Annotated in this window: 15 protein-coding genes; 9 read left to right on the forward strand and 6 right to left on the reverse strand. The window is 67.3% G+C overall.

The window, feature by feature from the left end; all coding sequences use genetic code 11:
* Positions 1-346: 346 nt before the first annotated feature.
* On the reverse strand, positions 347-616 hold the full coding sequence (locus ACFYOJ_RS24575; RefSeq protein ID WP_356558382.1) for a hypothetical protein: 270 nt from the start codon (positions 614-616) through the stop codon (positions 347-349).
* Positions 617-658: 42 nt separating this feature from the next.
* Positions 659-1108 carry a MarR family transcriptional regulator gene (locus ACFYOJ_RS24580; protein WP_356558381.1) on the reverse strand — a complete coding sequence of 150 codons (450 nt, stop codon included), beginning with the start codon at positions 1106-1108 and terminating at the stop codon, positions 659-661.
* Between the two features lie 139 nt (positions 1109-1247).
* On the opposite strand from ACFYOJ_RS24580, the gene ACFYOJ_RS24585 reads away from it, so the two are divergent.
* Positions 1248-1628 carry a hypothetical protein gene (locus tag ACFYOJ_RS24585; RefSeq protein WP_388597843.1) on the forward strand — a complete coding sequence of 127 codons (381 nt, stop codon included), beginning with the start codon at positions 1248-1250 and terminating at the stop codon, positions 1626-1628.
* On the opposite strand, the gene ACFYOJ_RS24590 is transcribed toward ACFYOJ_RS24585, so the two are convergent.
* The 4 genes from ACFYOJ_RS24590 to ACFYOJ_RS24605 all read right to left on the reverse strand — a co-directional run bounded on the left by ACFYOJ_RS24590 (position 1625) and on the right by ACFYOJ_RS24605 (position 4917).
* Positions 1625-2155 (reverse strand): hypothetical protein, encoded by a 531-nt coding sequence (locus ACFYOJ_RS24590; protein ID WP_356558379.1) that lies wholly within the window; start codon positions 2153-2155, stop codon positions 1625-1627. The genes ACFYOJ_RS24585 and ACFYOJ_RS24590 overlap by 4 nt on opposite strands.
* A gap of 712 nt (positions 2156-2867) precedes the next feature.
* Complete coding sequence (locus ACFYOJ_RS24595; protein ID WP_356558378.1) at positions 2868-3086, reverse strand: hypothetical protein; 219 nt, start codon at positions 3084-3086, stop codon at positions 2868-2870.
* Between the two features lie 73 nt (positions 3087-3159).
* Positions 3160-3840 (reverse strand): hypothetical protein, encoded by a 681-nt coding sequence (locus tag ACFYOJ_RS24600; protein WP_356558377.1) that lies wholly within the window; start codon positions 3838-3840, stop codon positions 3160-3162.
* 18 nt (positions 3841-3858) lie between these two features.
* Entirely contained in the window at positions 3859-4917 is a 1059-nt protein-coding gene (locus ACFYOJ_RS24605; protein ID WP_356558376.1) for a M23 family metallopeptidase, read from the reverse strand.
* 340 nt (positions 4918-5257) lie between these two features.
* Between ACFYOJ_RS24605 and ACFYOJ_RS24610 the strand changes: the two genes are divergently transcribed.
* The 8 genes from ACFYOJ_RS24610 (at position 5258) to ACFYOJ_RS24645 (ending at position 13502) form a co-directional block, all read left to right on the forward strand.
* The gene (locus tag ACFYOJ_RS24610; RefSeq protein WP_356558375.1) at positions 5258-5578 is read left to right on the forward strand and encodes a hypothetical protein; all 321 of its coding nucleotides are present in this window, start codon (positions 5258-5260) and stop codon (positions 5576-5578) included.
* 89 nt (positions 5579-5667) lie between these two features.
* Positions 5668-6375, forward strand: coding sequence for a hypothetical protein (locus ACFYOJ_RS24615; protein ID WP_356558374.1), 708 nt, complete (start codon positions 5668-5670; stop codon positions 6373-6375).
* Positions 6353-6796: a hypothetical protein gene (locus ACFYOJ_RS24620; protein WP_356558373.1), complete on the forward strand. Its 444-nt coding sequence runs from the start codon at positions 6353-6355 to the stop codon at positions 6794-6796. The genes ACFYOJ_RS24615 and ACFYOJ_RS24620 overlap by 23 nt, the downstream gene beginning before the upstream one ends.
* A gap of 4 nt (positions 6797-6800) precedes the next feature.
* Positions 6801-8126: a hypothetical protein gene (locus ACFYOJ_RS24625; RefSeq protein WP_356558372.1), complete on the forward strand. Its 1326-nt coding sequence runs from the start codon at positions 6801-6803 to the stop codon at positions 8124-8126.
* Between the two features lie 33 nt (positions 8127-8159).
* A complete protein-coding gene (locus ACFYOJ_RS24630) occupies positions 8160-9659 on the forward strand; it encodes an SCO6880 family protein (protein ID WP_356558371.1) in 1500 nt (499 codons plus the stop codon).
* Positions 9660-9662: 3 nt separating this feature from the next.
* A complete protein-coding gene (locus ACFYOJ_RS24635; protein ID WP_356558370.1) occupies positions 9663-11024 on the forward strand; it encodes an ATP/GTP-binding protein in 1362 nt (453 codons plus the stop codon).
* Positions 11021-12892: a TraM recognition domain-containing protein gene (locus tag ACFYOJ_RS24640; protein ID WP_356558369.1), complete on the forward strand. Its 1872-nt coding sequence runs from the start codon at positions 11021-11023 to the stop codon at positions 12890-12892. Before ACFYOJ_RS24635 ends, ACFYOJ_RS24640 begins: the two co-directional genes overlap by 4 nt.
* A complete protein-coding gene (locus tag ACFYOJ_RS24645) occupies positions 12885-13502 on the forward strand; it encodes a hypothetical protein (protein WP_388597851.1) in 618 nt (205 codons plus the stop codon). Before ACFYOJ_RS24640 ends, ACFYOJ_RS24645 begins: the two co-directional genes overlap by 8 nt.
* The last annotated feature ends 460 nt before the right edge of the window (positions 13503-13962 follow it).

Genomic DNA, 13962 nt, shown 5'->3' on the forward strand with positions numbered 1-13962 from the left:
CGTGATGCGGGCGTAGCGGACGACGGCCGCGTCGTGGCCCGCGCCGTCGACGACGGCCGCGCACACCCGATGCCCGCGACGTCGGACGTCGTACCCGTCCGCACAGGGGGACTTGCAGCCGGGCACTTCCCGCGATCCCCGCGCGCGGGTGAACAGTGCTGCAGAGGCCGGGCGTTGTCGTCCCGGTGGTCTCCCCCGTACCACCGGGACGATGCCGTGCTCAGCGGTCGCGGATCTGGCGAATCCCGTCGACCGGCGCGGATGCGCTCGCACTGCTGCTCGGGCCACTGGGTGCACTCGTCCCAGCGCAGGCCGCCGAGGTAGAGGTGGGTGAGGTCTGCGGACCTCAGGTCAGCGCCTCGAACGTCATGGCACGCGTGCTCGAGGAGTACTTCTGCCTGTGCGAGATCGTCGGCCAGGCGGGCGAGCGTCCGGCGGGCAGCACGGGGCGGCCCGGGGACTGCAGCGGCGCGGCGGGCGGCGCGGGCTGCGTCGGCAAGCTGCCGCGCGCCGGGGGCAACCCAGGCTGGGTGGCATTCCGCACACGGTTTCGCGCAAGCCCCCCGCACGCTGTGTGAATCAGCTCGAGATCGCGCTTGGCGGGGTCGTCGGACATCTGGATCGGGTAGGCCGTTTCTTTCGAATCACCGCGGCGCACTCAGCGTCCCCCGGCGGCCTCGGTCAGCGCTCGCAGAGCTCTCAGGAAGGCTTCCCGGTCGCCGACGGGCAGTCGCGCGAGCAGGCGGTTTTCGTTCTCCTGGATGGCGGCCTGGACAGTGTCGCGCAGCCGGCGTCCTTCCGGAGTGAGGGAGAGGAGGCGGGCGCGGCGGTCCTTGGGGTCGGGTACGCGGCGGATCAGCTCGCGCTCCGCGAGCGCGTCCAGGACGGCGATGATCCGGGTCTTGTCCGCGCCGATGGCCTCCGCCAGCGCGGCCTGCGTGCGGATCGGGGCCTCGTCGAGATGGAGCAGGACGGCGTAGGCCCACGTGGTCAGGCCGTGGGCGTCGAGGACCGGCCGCTCCGCGGCCATCAGGGCGCGGCCCAGCGGCACGACCATCGCCGCGAGATCGGGGCGAGGCTCCTCGCTCGGGGGTGCGTTCTCGGACATGGATACGAAAGTACCCGTTGACAAACCATATGCCCACGCACACTGTAAGCACATGCCTACTAATATTTTAAGGTCCCACTGGACGCCGGGCCTGCTCCCGCGCCCCGCCACCGCGGTTCCCGCGTCCCTCACGGTCACCGTGACGGCCTTCCAGCCCCACCGGATCGCCGACCTGCCGGGCATCTACGGCGCCGCCCGTGCCCTGGCGGCGCGGTGGACCGAGCTGGAGGGCGCGTACGGCATGTGGCTCTGGGCGCTCCCCCTGTCGCGCCGTGTCGGCTCGGTCGCCGTCTGGCGCGACGAGGCGGCCCTCCGGGACTTCGTCGGCTGGCCGCCGCACGTCGAAATCATGCGCGCGTACCGGGGGCGGGGGGCGCTGGCCACGACGGCCTGGCGGCCGGAGACGTACGACCCGGAGGCCATCTGGGCCCGCGCCCGCACGTTTCTCGAACACTCACGGCACGAGACAGCCTCATCCAAGGACCTGGACCGACCGGACGATCCGAAGGAAACGCCCTAGTCGTCCCAGTAGATGCCCGGGTGAGGCATGGCCGGGGTGGCTGCCGAGACGCTGGCCTCCTTCGCCGCGGCGGCGGCACCCCATGCTTTGGCGGCGCTCTCGTCGTCCTGTCCGCTTGCTGCCTCATTCGGGGCGAAGGTCTCCAGGACACGGCAGCCCTCTGCAGGGGCTTCCGTTGTCAGGCAATCGCAGCCCGCCGCCGCATGGCGGAGCAGGTGTATGCAGCTTGTGCCGTGGAAGTGCCCTGACGCATTGAGTGTCGCCAGTTCGCGGCGCACATCCGGCAGTAGAGCGCGAGCGGCTCCAGGAGTAGCCAGCGCGTCGCAGAACTCCCAGCCGACGGCGATGCCGTCGCGCTCGGCGTACAACGCGTAGAGGCCGGGGATGGCGGGTGGGGATGCGTCGGCGCCCTCAGGGTCCGACAGGGCTGCTGCCAAGTTCACGGGGTGCTCCGGTTGATAGGAGGGCGGATGGCTTGCCGCCTTCACGACAAGCGCCCCGTAAACTATGTATTTGGCGAAATACATTCAATAGTCTGGTTCCGCTGCCGCAGACCGGTGCTCCAGGCGCCTTTGAGGGTTGTCTGGTGCCCTCCTTGGGGCGGTCTGCCTGCAGGGCAGTGCACCGCTCGACGAGCGGCCCGCGCACCAGTCAGCGTGCTAGTGCGGGGCCTTGACGTCCCAGGCCGGATCTGCCAGCACGTGAGGATCGGCGGAGTCCCAGGCGGGGTCTCCCGGTACTGCGTGACTGATGACGCCGGCCAGAAGGGCGCTGTTGGCTGCGATGCCGACGGCCACGGAGAGGCTCAGTGCTGCCGCAATCCTCGCGGCTCTCCTTCGGACCGTGCGAGAGCGGATGGAACGCTGGCCCGAGGGATGCGGCGCCAGGCGTCGGAGGTGGCTGGTCGCGGTTGCTGTGGACAAGGGAGCCTCGCCTCCATCTGTGGAACTGGTCTGGACGCCTAGTTTGCACTCGCGGAACGGGACACGCGAGGAGCAGCGGCAGAAACCGCTGCGTCCATCCCGCACGGCGCTGCAGGGAGGCTCTACCGTCCCGTCCGGTGGGACGACAAGAGGTGGCAGTGCTGCCTGAAACATGGCGAGGGGCCAGCAACCACCCCGGCACTAAGTGCTCGAGGTACCGCGATCGATACTGTCACGGCCTGGAAGGGGTTGCTGGCCCGTCAGTCCATCAGGGTAGCGCGCCCCGGCCGTGGTCCGCCACGGCCGGCTTTTCCAGCTACTGCTCGCGTGCGTCCGTGCGGCGCCGGTGCCTCCTGGTTCTTGCGACGAAGGCCGCGGCTGCAGCGTACCCGAGCAGGGAGTACCAGCCGTCCGGCGCTACTACGCGCCAGCTCCAGCCGCTGCCAAGGTAGGTGGCGCCAAGCACGATGGTCACGGCGAAGTAGAGCAGGCCGACCACCATCACGAGCTCGGCGAAGGTGAGTCTCCGTCGCATCACGGCTTCCCTTCTGCTCTGGGCCGGGCGAGGTGCGCCAGCCGCAAAGTCAATAGATCATACGGGACTTGGTTCAGCCCGCGCTCTCTGGTATTGCGGTCAGGGCGGCGTGGTGGCGCAGCAGTCCCATCCGGGCCATTCCTTCGGCCAGTGTGTGTCGGCTTTGAGCTGCAGTCTCGGGCCGTTGGCGGCGCCATGAGGCGACCGCGTTGTCGGCGCATAGGAGGGTGAGGCAGGGGTTTCTCTGCTCGTTCCGGGTCTCGGCGAGCCAGAGCCAGGTCTCCGCGGCGGCCTCGAAGTTCCCGGTGAGCCAGGCGAGGTGCGCCCAGTCCTCCGCTGCGTGGAGGGTGACAGGGTGTTCGGCGCCGTACTGCATGGTCAGGTCGATGACGAGACTCTGGGCGTGATCGGCTGCCGCCATGGGGCCGCCGTTGTCGGTGAGTTGCCTGGTGGCCATCAGACGTGCCTCGAGTTCGGGTGGGAGGCCGGCGGGCAGGGGACGGGCCGGTGGAGCCTGATCCGGCGGAGTGATGGGGAGGTGCAGCGTCTCCGGTGAGCCTTCCTGTTCGATGTGTGCTCGCAGGATGAGTTCGGGCCGGGCGCGGGCCCTGAGGTGGGCGAGGGCGGTTTCGGTGGGGGTGCGCCCTTCCGGGACGGGGATGGCACTGCCGTCGACGGTCACGGTGTTCGACCCGATGGCCAGGTGGGTGGAGATACTGCGCGGCTTTCGCGAGCCTGGGGCTTGGGGGGTCATGATGCTCCTCTGGTGTCGTCAGATGGTGATGCCGCGCTGGCGCATGTACTTCACGGGGTCGATGTCGCTGCCGTAGGCAGGCCCGCTGCGTGCCTCGAAGTGCAGATGTGGTCCGGTGCTGTTTCCGGTCGATCCGGTGAGCCCAATGACTTGACCGGCCCTGACCTTCTGCCCTGTGGAGACACTGACGCGGGAGAGGTGGGCGTACTGGGTGTAGCTTCCGTCGGACATCTTGAGAACGATGTTGTTTCCGTAGGCTCCACCCCATCCGGCCTCGACGACCGTGCCGTTGCCGACTGCGTGGAGTTCTGTACCGGTGGCGACCGGGAAGTCGACCCCTGTGTGGCTGCCGGAAGACCACCTCGAGCCGCCAGCCCTGTAGTTGTTGGAGGACTTGACGCTGACCGGGGCATGCCAGGATCCAGTGGCCTTGACTGCCTTCGCGCTGTCGGCAGGCTGCTCGCAGTCAATGACGTCCGCGCCCCAGACCTGGGCGACGAGCTTGCCTGCGCTGGTTTCCCACTTCGCGTAGTAGTCGGGGTATGCCGAGCGCTGGACGCCTTGGGCCACGTGGGCAAGGTCCTTGGTGTCCCAGTTCGGGATCTTTACGAGCGCGTCATAGAACTTGTTGCTCGCGTAGATCGGGTCGAGCACTTGGCTCGCCGACCCCCACCCCTGGCTGGGCCGTTGTTGGAAGAGCCCCCTGCTGTCCAGGTCTCGATGCTTCGGGTCCCGTTCCAGCGTGGCCTCCTGCATCGCGGTCGCCACCGCGATCACTGCTGCCCGAGGCTTGAGGTTCCTCGTCCGGGCCACATTCGTGATGATGGCGGCGTTCTTCGTCTGCTCCTCATTCCAGGAGGGCTGGGTCTGTTTTCCCTGCGGGTTCAGCGGGACCTGAGGGCGCTGCGTGGCTGCTCCTTCAGCCGTGGATGCCTTGACGATGCACTGGCTGGCCCCGGTCGCCGTCATGTCGTTGTCGTCTGATCCGCCGGCCCCGGCCAGTAGCAGCACGAGTGCGAGCACCACGAGGGCTGGACTGAGCAGGACGGCTATTCCGATCAGCGGTGCTTTCCGCATTTACCCCTCCGAGCGTCCCGCTGGACGGGCCGCTTCGAGAGCGGGTTTCCCGTGGTGCGGGCAGCGGCAGTGCATCGTGCCCGCCAGGCGGAAAGGAGGGCGATGCGTGCTGAATTGGCCTCTAGCGTCGTGCGCCGTCAGCTAGTCACGGAGGTATCCGGAGAATCCAAGGCGGGACTTTACTTCACGCACCGAGTGAACAGTCAAGCCCTTCCCGCGTGACGGGAATTGGGGCACGGCTATTTATCGGGTGTGGATTTCTTCCTGCTTTTCGGACCGAGTGGCAATAGTGCGGCGCTCGCCTCGTGGCTTTGAGCGCCGAGTCAGCAGGGAGGCAGGCATGGTCGGGGCCATACAGGACGCCACCACTTTGGCGGCGGGCGTGGGCGACCTCGTGAACGGGCTCAGTCCCGACTGGGGTCCGTTTGCTGCGGTCGGCACGAAGGCGCGGGTCATCATTCAGGTTCTGATGGCGGCCGTGGTGCTGATCCTCTTCGGCATGGCGATCTGGGGCGCCTGGCAGATACGCGTCGGCAATTCCCAACAGAACACCATGGACGTAAAGCAGGGAAAGACCATGGTGATTAGCGCTCTGGCGGGCCTGTTCCTCATCGCGTCCATGTCGACGATCTTCGGAATCGTCTTCGGCATGGGGGTCTGATGCGCAAGAAATCAGATGGCGCCGCATCCGGAACCCGGATGCTGGTTGCCGAGCCCCTGAGGGGCGGATCGGAAAGGCGTCGGCCTCCGGTGCGTCTCTTCCTCGGGGTGTTCGTCGCAGCCGTGCTGTTCGTCGCGTTGCTGGTATCCGTGACCGGCCAGTCCGGCGGCCCTTCCCAGAACGGTGGCCAGGGCGCCACCACTTCCCAGCCGCCTGCAAAGCCAGGTGGGAGCGGCGGGAAGTCGAAGCCTGCGGGTAAGGCCGCCGGCGTGCCAGTCGGCTATCCCCAGTCCAAGGAGGGGGCGGCAGCAGCGGCCGCCAACTTCGAGATCGCGCGCTCCAGCCGGTCCTACATCACGGACAAGCCGTACCGAGACAAGCTGATCGGGCAGATCATGGCGCCGGAATCGGTCGCGAACCAGATCAGCCGCGATGATCAAGCCACGGCACAGCTCATCGCAGGCTTCGGCCTGCAGGATCCCAAGGCCTCCGGGCTGCTGCTTCGCTCGGCCTGCCTGGGCACGCGGGTGTCGAGCTACTCGGACCAGGTGGCGTCGGTCGACGTGTGGATGACCTCGGTGGCTGGGGTTCCCACGGAGAAGGCCAAGCTGCCCGTCTCCGCCCGCTGGACGACTTACACCTACAACCTCCAGTGGCGTGACGGCGACTGGAAGGTCACGTCGATCGCCGCCATAGACGGGCCCACTCCGCTCCAGTCCGACGGCTCTTCGCCGTCCTCGATGGAGACTTTCCGAACAGCTGAGGAGGAGTTCAATGCGCCGCCGTATGTCGGCTAACGCTGCGCGCCGCCTGGCAGCGCTCCTGCTCGGGCTGCTGGTAGTGGTAGGCGCTGGGTCGCCCGCCCTTGCGGCCCCTGTCTCGGCTGCTCCGGCGGCTGCTCCTGCTGCCGTTCCCGCACTGGGAGGCATCGATATTCCCTGCGTCTTGCCGGCTGGCATGTGCAAGGACATCAAGGAGACCGGCAAGAAGGCCATCGACAAGACGATCGACGGCGCCAAGTGGGTCTGCGACAAAGCCGAGAAGGTCTGCGAGGTGGCTGGGGATGCGGCCAAGGGTGTGAAGGACGGGGTCGAAGGAGCGGTCGAAACCGTGAGCGACACCGTCGACTTCGCCACTGACCCGCTTGGCTACCTGGCCAAGAAGTCGGCGCCGTCCGTCGGCAAGCTGGTCGAGGCCATAGCCACGGACGGGATGTGATCCCGTGCTGCAGATCGACTGGAGCAACCCCGGTTTCATCAAGCTGTACGGCATGGTCTTCGCCCTGGCGACCGTGTTCACCTGCATCGCCTGGCTGATCGCCATCGTGAAGCGCGTGGCCCGTGGAGTGAGCCCGGCCGCCGCCATCGGCGAGTCCATCGGGAACCTTCTGCTGTCGGTGATCGTGACGGCCTTCGCCCCCGCGATCATCGCGACCGTCGTCGACCTGGTCGACGAGATGGCCATCAGTATGTTCAAGCCCTTCCTCGCCGACATGGCTCTGACAGGCGCGTTCATCGTGCTGTTGCTCGCCGGGCTCGCGGCTTCCGGGTGGGGCTTGCCGATCGCGCTGGCCTTGATCGGGTTCTTCCTCACCGTGGGGCTGGGGCTCTTCCTGATGCTCGTCGCCCGTAACGCGTTGATCTTGACCGGCGTCGTCTTTGGCCCGGTGGTGTTCGCCGGCCTGGTGGACAGGGACCTGTGGGGTCACACGAAGAAGTACATCGGCATCATCACCGGCATCATCATCTCCAAGTGGGTCATGATGGTGGTCCTGGCCATGATCCCGGCGCTGTTCGGCGGCATGTTCCGCGACCCGCCGGACGGCTTCGGCAAGATCCTGAGCACCCTGCTGATCATCCTGGCCCTGTTCATCATCGCGGGATACGCACCGTGGCAGGTCTCGAAGTTCATCCCGATGTTCGGTGACGAGATCCAGAACCTCGCCCAGCACCGCGATATGGCGATGCAGAAGGGCAAAGAGGCCTGGTCCAAGTTCGGTGGCGGCAGCAACAGCAGCGACGAGATGCAGGACAAGGACTCCTCCGGCGGCAGTGACGGGCCCAGCATCGGCCAGGGCAGTGAGGCCGAAGCTGCCGGCGGGTCTGAGGCAGCCGCCGCGGGCGCCGGCCCCGCTGGGCTTGCCGCCATGGGCGCGGAGAAGGCCAAGGAGAAGGCCGATGACGCCAAGGAGGCAGTCAAGGGTGCCGTCGACCAGGGCTTCGACAGCGCCAACATGGGCAACGACGACGCCGGGTCCATGAGCGACGGTAGTGGCATGCCTGGTGATTCAGGCGGTGGTTCCGGGGATGGCGAGGTCGGCCCCGACCAGCCCGGTGGTGCTGGCGGGATGGGTGGGACACCCCAGCCCGGCGGCGGCGAAGGCGGCGGCAGTGGCGGTGGCGGTGGCGGTGGCAGGTCGTCTCCGGCTACGAGCGACGCACCGCAAGCTCCGCCCCCTCAGACGAACGTCCTGTCGGGCGGAGAGGCGCCCGCTCCACCGCCTCCGCCCAGTGAGTGGCCCGACGAGAATCCCTCATCCCCCGCCTGACTCAGGCTCATCTGAACTGGAGGTGAGCTTGCTGTGGCACGCTCATTCACGTTTCCGAGGCCCCGTCCGCGCGGATTCCTCGGTCGGAGGTTCGAGGCCGACGAGCAGTTGGTCCTCGGTGTAGGAGCGATCCTCACCGTCATCTGCCTCGCCGCCCTACCGGGCATTCCCCTCAAGATCGTAGGCACGCTCAGCGTGGCCCTGTTCATCGCCTGGGCGGTGCTCATCCCCTTCCGCGGCCGCACCTACCTGCGGTGGTTCGAAATCCAGCGCTCATACCGCCGGGGACTGCGCAACGGATCACTCCTGTATCGGTCCACCGCCCCGCTCACGGGACGGTGGGGCGATGGTCGCCCCGCCGCCGTCAGGGCGCCGGCAGGGGTCCCTCCGCAGATGGAGTGGTTTGAGGCGCGCACCGGGTTCGGAACGGTGGCCATACTCCTTCAGCCCAGTGAGGCGATGTTCAGCGCCGTGGTCGAGGTCGAGGGCATGAAGCACTTCGGCGGTCTGGACTCCGAGGACAAGGAGAGCCTCATCAGCGCCTGGGAATTCCTGTTGCGCAGCACCGCCGAGTCAGGAGGTCGCATCCAGCGCGTGCAGTGGTTGTCCAAGATCATCCCGACGGATCCCAACGCACACATCCGTGACGCGGCCGCGCGACGCGATCCCGGCGCCGCCAGTTGGCTGGACGCCTCGTACGAACAGCTGCTCAAGCGGGTGGCCATCTCCGCGGAGGACAGGCGTCTGTTCCTGGCCCTCGGCATTCCCTACAGCCGCGACCTCGTGGAAGAGGCCAGCCGATACAGCACCCTGGCCGAGGGGTACGGCATCGTCCTGGGCAAAGAGATCGAGACCTTCATACGCAATTTGGGCCGTGCCCAGTTGCGCTGGGTCCGCAGCCTCGACGAGGCGGCGCTGTCCTCGTTGTTCCACCACAGCTATGCGCCCGGGCACTGGCTGGACGACAACCGCGGCATGGACCGCTCCACGGCCTGGCCGGCCGAGGTCGACGCGCGTGACGAGACCTTCATTGCCGCCCGAGGCTTCGAAGCGGACGAGCCCTGGTACAGCGCGACCGCCTGGGTGAAGCAGTGGCCCACGATGCCGGTCGGCGTGAACTTCCTGGCGCCGCTGCTGCTCTACGTGCAGGACATGATCTACACCGTCGGCGTCACGATGGAACTCGTCCCTGGTGAGCGGGCCCTGGCCGAGGCGCTCTCGGACGTGACCTCGGAGATCGGCCAGGCCGACGACACCCCAGGCAAGCTTCAGGACCCCCGGGAACGGCGGGAAATCCGCGCTGCTGCGAGCACGGTGGAAGAGATCGCCGCTGGGGCCTCGGGCGTGCGCCTGACGGGCTGGGTCACGGTGACCAGCTCCGACAAGGAGGAGCTGGTTCGCCAGAAGAACGACATTCGAGCCGCAGCCGCCAAGTGCCAGTTGACGCTGGAGTGGTGCGACAAGGAGCAGTGGCGCGCGTTCGCGAACACGTTGCCCCTCGTCGGCGGCATTCTCCCCGAAGGGCGGCGGTGACGCATGCTGCGCATGATCCTGCCTCAGTCCGCCACCCGCCGGCGTGCGGTACGCACCACCACGATGCAGGCCTGTGGTCTGTATCCCGCGGTAGGCGCACCCAGCTTGGACCCGCGTGGCGTCATCATCGGCCGGGAGATCTACAGCGGGCGCGCCTGGATCTACGACCCGTTCGTGTTGTATGACCCGACGGCGCGCGAGCGCCTTGCCAGTGGGCACGTCCTGGTGCTCGGCAAGTCCGGGCACGGCAAGTCCGCGCTGGAAAAGACGTACGTGCTGCGCCAGTTGCGGTTCCGCAATAGATCGTTTTGCATCCTGGACGCCCAAGGGGAGGATGGCCGCGGGGAGTGGGACCAGATCGCCCGCAGCCTCGGGATAACTCCGATCCGCCTGGTTTACGGCGGCACCGGCCAGGGGGTTCGACTCAACCCTCTGGATCCGCGGATCCCGGCCCGTCACCAGTTCCGCGTGCTGTCCTCAATGGTCGAGATCCTGGCCGGCGCTCTGTCGTCGGAGACCGACTTCGCCCTGTCGCAGGCCCACTCGGTAGCTCTGCAGGTAGCGGCTCGCGAGAACCGTGTGCCGGTCTTGTCCGACGTGCACAACGCCCTGACGCACCCCGTGGCGGCCAAGCTCGGTCAGCGCGAGATCAGCGCGGAGGACTTGGTCGTGTGGGGCCAGCCGGCTTCCCTCGCCTTGGACAAGCTGTGCGCCCCGAATCGTGAGCTGGCTGGTCTGTTCAACGGCCCTACCTCGGAGGGAATCGACCTCGATGCACGGTTGATCGTCTTCGACCTGGCGCAGCTGCCCCGCGAGGGTGTTGCGATGCCGCTCCTCATGGCTGTGATCGGGCCCTGGCTCAGGTTCGGTTGGCTGAAGGAGGACGACGACGTCAAGAGGACGTTGATCGTAGAAGAGGCCTGGCACATCCTGTCCCACCGCGCTGTGGCGAGGTTGTTCGAGGAGTTCATGCGGTACGGCCGCAGGCTAGGGCTGAGCTTCTGGTCGATTCTCCACCACCTCGGCGACCTCCTGATCACCGATGCACCAGAGGCCGCGGCCATCCTGAAGCTCAGCGCGACAAGGGTGATCTACCACCTCGACCAACACGAGGCCGAGATCACGGCCGACTACCTGCAGCTGCCGAAGTGGGCAGTAGCGGCGATCACGGACCCAGCCAATCTGTGCGCGCCCGGAAGGGCCGTTTGGCAGGTCGGCAAGCGGGTGCTGCTGGTAGAACATATCCGGTCCCAGACCGAGATCCAGCTGACGAACACCGACAGCAGGATGACGGAGAAGCGCACGGAGGCGTCGGGGAGCTTCACCGCTCCGGTTGTGCCCCTTCGTAAGGGGGGTGGCGCGTGAACGGCAAGGTTGTCACGCCCCATAGCGGGATACGCCTGCACCTGTTCCGCGACGGCTGGTGGCTGTTCGGGATCGCCGCGGTGGTCGCCGGGTCCTTCCTCATGTGGGTGACGGCGGCCGTATCCGGTCTGCTCAATCACGGTCGACTCGCTGCAGTGTCCTGGTCAGAAGCGGGCCAGGCCCTGCTACGACTGCCGGCCGACCCTCTCAGTCCAGGGAAGGCATTCCCTCCGGGTGCAGGGGTGGGCCACGCACTCCTCTTCTACCCCGTGCTCCTGGCGGTCGCGTTCGGCACCGCGGTGGTCGGGCGCAAGGCTTGGCGTAGGTGGTCGGCCTGGAACTCCGAGGGTACGGACGGCCTGGCCACCAAACGGGAGCTGGAGGCGGCGCTCGGCGAGGGGTACGCGCTCTCCCGGCTTCCTGCCCTGCGCCCCAGTCTTGCCAAGCAGGCCAAGGCGGCAGCCACCGCGTCCGGCAAGGCCAAGGCTCTGCTGCCAGCCCGGCTGCGCAAGGATGATCAGAAGCTGATCGTTGCCAGACCCAGCGTCAAGACCGTCGCCGTCCACATCGGCGTCTCGGATCCAACGGGTGTCCCACTGTGGGTGCCGATCGAGGAAACGCTTCTCCTGGTTGCACCGCCCCGAGAGGGCAAAACGAGCCAGATCATCATGCCGGGAATCCTCGATTTTGAGGGAACCGTCCTGGCGACCAGTTCGAAGGTCGACATCCTCTATGCGACGGCGAAATTGCGGGAACGACATGGCCCGGTTCAGGTTCTGGACCCGACTGCGCTTTCGGGATGGCCGCACCAGCTGCGCTGGTCTCTAGTCGACGGCTGCGAGGATTTCACGACGGCTCGAAAGCGTGCTGAGACGCTGACATCCACGACGAAATCTGAGGAGGGCACCAAAAACGGCGGCTATTTCGCGATGAACGCCCAGATTTTGATAACCTGCTGGCTTCACGCGGCCGCCCTGGAAGGGCTCGGGGCGATGAACCTCCTGCGCTGGGCCACGGCACCCAGCATCCGCGAGCCGGTGGACATCCTCGCCCGGCACGGCCGGTCGGATCTGGCGCGCGCACTTGCGGCCCAGCACGCTGCTGCCCCGGAAGAGCGCAGCGCTTCGTGGCGTACAGCGGAGCAGAGCTTCACGGCCCTGTATGACCCGCTGGTGGCGCAGATCTTCGCCGCAGACCCCAAGGACCCGTCCCTGTTCAGCATCGAGCACTGGCTGCGCACGGGCGGAACGCTGTTCCTGATCGGTGAGGAGGATGAAGGAAGCAGTCTGGCCCCGATCATGGCGGCGTTCACCAGGTCCATCCTGGACACGGCCAAGAAGGTTGCCGCGAAGATGCCTAACGGCCGGCTCGACCCGCCGCTGGGGTTTTTCGGCGACGAGCTTGCAAACGTCGCGCCACTCCCTCAGATTCCGTCCCTCATGAGCGTCAGCGGATCGCAGAACATATTCGTTGTTGCCGTCCTCCAAAATCTTGCCCAGGCCCAGGAGAGGTGGGGCGAGATCGGCGTTCGCAAGATGTTCGCCGCGGCCACAGTCAAGGTAATCCTGGGTGGCGTCAGCGACGAACAGGAACTCAAAACGTACAGCGCTTTGGCGGGAGAATTCGAGGAAGACACGGAGTCCATATCAGACAGCGGAGACAGCATGTCCGTCTCCGTGTCGACCCGGCGCCGAGCGGTGCTGGAGCCAGCCGACATCAGGATGATTCCCGAGCGGCACGGTCTGGTGGTACACCGTCGTACCAAGGTCACCAAGGTGAAGTTCGAGCGCATCCACGAGAGCTCTCGCGCTGGAGAGATCAAGGCCGCGACAGACGCCGCCCTTCGGGAGGCACAAAACGGTGGCTGAGAACGAGGACCTGGGCCTGGAGGAGCCGGAGGAGGACGCCTTCCAGCCGCTGCTCGACGCATTGGACGCCTTCAATGGCGAACAGAAGATCATTACCAATCGGCTCACCGAGATCGAACGGCAGCTCAGCATGCTGCCCCAGCAGGGGGCCGCTGGGGCAGTGGGTGGTGGTCCTGCGGCCGGCGGAGTCCCCGCTGAGGGCGAGCGAGTGCCGGGCGCGGCCATCGACTGGCGCACCGTGCCAGAGGATCAGTACCAGGAGTTGTGGGACAAGTTCGTGGACTGGGTCCTGTGGCTTGCCGACGAGTTCGAGCTGTCGACGGACCAGCTCCCACGGCAGTGCTGGTATCTGCATGGCGCGGCACGCCAGGAGCTCACGGCACTGTGGACCGGCTGGGAGTCTGCCTACAACCCGACGGGACAGGATGCCGCTGCTGGACCGTACTTGTGGCACGACGCCCTTGCACGAGTGCTGGAGCGTCTTCCCCGGATGTACCTGGGCGAGTGTGCGAACGGGTACCACCAACCGCGTACCCGGGTGCCGTTCTCAGGCAGCGCTGAGTACCGGGATGCGGTGCGGGGGCAGGTGAGTCCGCCGCAAGGCGCTTGAGTCTCAGCGCGGCCCGTACGGGGGCGGGCCTGCCAGCCTCGGATGACCTGAGGTGTGCGGGCCCGCCCGCGGTCGGGCCGTGAAGGGGGGGGGCGCGGGCGGCGGGGCGGGGGCGCGGGCGCGGGGCGGGGCGGGGGGCCCCCCCCCCCCCCCCCCCCCCCCCCCCCCCCCCCCCCCCCCCCCCCCCCCGTACGGGCCTTTCAGCGTGTTCTGGCGGCCATCGTCGGGGACTGCAGCTCGGCATAGTAGTGCTGCGCGCGGACAGCCGCAGGGGGCGGTGGGGCCGCGGCGGCGGCCCGCTGTGCCGCCTCCAGCTGTCGGAGCCGCAACTGTGTCTCGGTGACGACCTGGGTGTGGCGCCGGGCCCGCTCTGGTCTCGGCGTTACTGCGTCATCGGGTTCCTGCTCCTGAGGCATGTGATGCTCTCCTCTCCTTCCTTGGGGCTTCTGCTAGCGGGCCG

It is taken from the genome of Streptomyces sp. NPDC006384, from assembly GCF_042870695.1.
Lineage (GTDB): Bacteria > Actinomycetota > Actinomycetes > Streptomycetales > Streptomycetaceae > Streptomyces.